We start from the raw sequence: 2,501 nt of genomic DNA on the forward strand, positions 1-2,501 counted from the left end.
AGTTTTAGCGCAGAAGAGGATTTATTTGGCTCCTGATGATCACACTGACTACATGTGGACGGCGGATGAAGCGGAATATGAGGATGCGTTTCTGACGATGACCGACTACTATCTCGACCGGATGGACGCCACCGAGGCAAGTCCTGCGCCGTATCAGGCGCGCTGGAATGCCGATGGCAGCTTCTGGATGTGGGTGTATCAAAAGAACCGTTCAGCCATGCAATTTCAGAGATTGATTGATCGCATCAAGGATGGGCATTTCAGCATGCCGCTCAATGCGCTGGTGTTATCGAATGGCGGGACTCCGGCTGAAGCGGTATTGCGCGGCATGTATTATCCGGGATTGATTCAGCGCCAATACGCTGTTGATTTTCCGATTGCGATCGCGATGGAAAATCAGACATTGCCTTACGGATTATCTTCGCTTTGGGCAGGTTCGGGAGCAAAGTACTCGTGGAAGGGCGTGTGCGGGTGTTCTTCGCATGTGCCGCACTTAAGCAACCGCGAGCGCGAAATCTATTATGTTGGCGGGCGCGACGGCAGCCGTGTGTTGATGAAATGGAATTCGCTGATGCTCAATGTTACCTACGATAATACCTCCATCGGTGGTTATGCCGAAGGGCGCGATCCATTCACGACGGTCAATTTTGTTGATAAGAACGCTTCATTCACATCGCGCTACCCTTTTCCAGTCATAGGAATTTTTGGCAAGGGAGAAGACGATTTTAAAACGACTGACAATGAATTTATCACTGCTGCGAAGCAACTGACCAATGCGAACCGCCAGGTCATCGTATCCAATCAACTGGACTTTTTTAAGGATTTTGAGACCAATCACGGCGCGGATCTGGAAACCTTTGCAGCCAGCTATGGCAACGAATGGGAACTCTATTCAGCTTCGATGTCTGAAGTTTCAGCGCGTATTAAACGGGCTGTGGAAAAGCTTCGCAGTGCTGATGCGCTTGCCACGCTTGTTTCCCTGAAGAATCCCGCATTCATGGACAGCCGGATTGCAGCGCGTGATAAAGCAATGCTCAATTTTGGTCTGTATTTTGAGCATAACTGGACGGCGGACGGCCCGGTTTCTCGTGCTGCCAGAGCAGATTGGCAGCGCAAAATCGCAGGCGAGATCACTTCCTACGTCAACAGTCTGTATCGTGATGCAAAAAATCAGCTTGGCACATTGATTGCCAGAAGCGGCTCGAATCCCAGGTTTTATGTTTTTAACAGCTTGAGTTGGACGCGAACTGATTATGCTGATTTTCCGGTCAGCCATAAAAAACTGGTTCACGTGGTGGATGTGTCGACTGGAAAGCAGGTACCTTCGCAATATGTGACAGTGGCTGGGAAGACACGCCTGAGAATTCTGGCGAGCGATGTCCCTTCGGTTGGTTACAAGGTATTTGAAATCAGAAGGGGTGCGGGTACTGTTTTTTCGAATGCGGCAGCTGTCATCGGCAATGTGATTGAGAATGATCTTTACCGGGTTACCGTTGCCAATACGGGCGCGATCACAAGTCTGATTGACAAAAAACGCGGCAATCGTGAGTTTGTGCGCAAGATTAATGATCGTTGGGTCAATGATTTTGGTGGAATTGGCGGAGATCTGGTGGTTGAGGATGTCGGTCCAGTCAGCGTAACGCTACGGGCGACTTCTTGGAATCCATATTCGACTATTTCGCACATTACCTTCATCCGTGATACCAATCGCATCCAGATTCAAAACAATATCAGACAAAATTTCGGTGAAGTGCTGACGTGGGGTTATTCCTTTGAGATTGATTCGCCCAACGTCTGGCACGAGGAAGTCGGTGCGGTGATTCGCGCCAAGCTTCTGGCAGACGGCGGACATTATTCGCCAAGAAATGCACGCTATGACTGGCTGACGATCAACCATTTCGCTGATGTATCCGGCGGCGGTGTCGGCGTAACCCTTTCAAACGCAGATGCCTATTATATGAAACTGGGCGACAGTACTCACGCTGTACTGGATACCCACACACCACAACTCAATATCCTGGCGGGTGGACAGGTGGATGGTCCTGGCTTGGGAATTCCGGATCAAGGTGGTGATGCATGGTTTTTGCAAAGATTCGCCTTGCAGACACACGATCAATTCAACCAGACATCGGCGATGAAATTCTCACTCGAGCATCAAAATCCGCTGATAAGCGGCAAAGTGACAGGAGCAAATCCATCTTACAGCGAGAATCAATACTCGTTCTTGACGATTTCTGATCCGGATGTTCTGCTCTGGGCGCTGAAGCCGGCTGAAGATGGGATAAAGCAAGGTGTTGTAGCGCGGGTCTGGAATCAAGCCGATGCGACAAAGCATTACACATTGTCGCTTGGCTATGATATTTTATCGGCAAAAAGGACCACGCATATCGAAACCGACATTGCTGATGCCAGCGTCGTGAATGGAGATTTGTCAGCATCATTGGCTGCGCATCAAATACAAACCCATCGCTTGCTGCTTGACTGATGCCTTACGGGTGGCG

Annotated in this window: 1 protein-coding gene; it reads left to right on the forward strand. The window is 49.7% G+C overall.

The features are described 5' to 3' along the window. Positions 1-2,485 (forward strand): glycosyl hydrolase-related protein (locus tag BM021_RS14795; RefSeq protein ID WP_090721741.1); only part of this gene is annotated, 2,485 nt, incomplete at its 5' end. Positions 2,486-2,501: the final 16 nt, after the last annotated feature.

Source organism: Nitrosomonas sp. Nm166 (assembly GCF_900112825.1).
GTDB lineage: Bacteria > Pseudomonadota > Gammaproteobacteria > Burkholderiales > Nitrosomonadaceae > Nitrosomonas.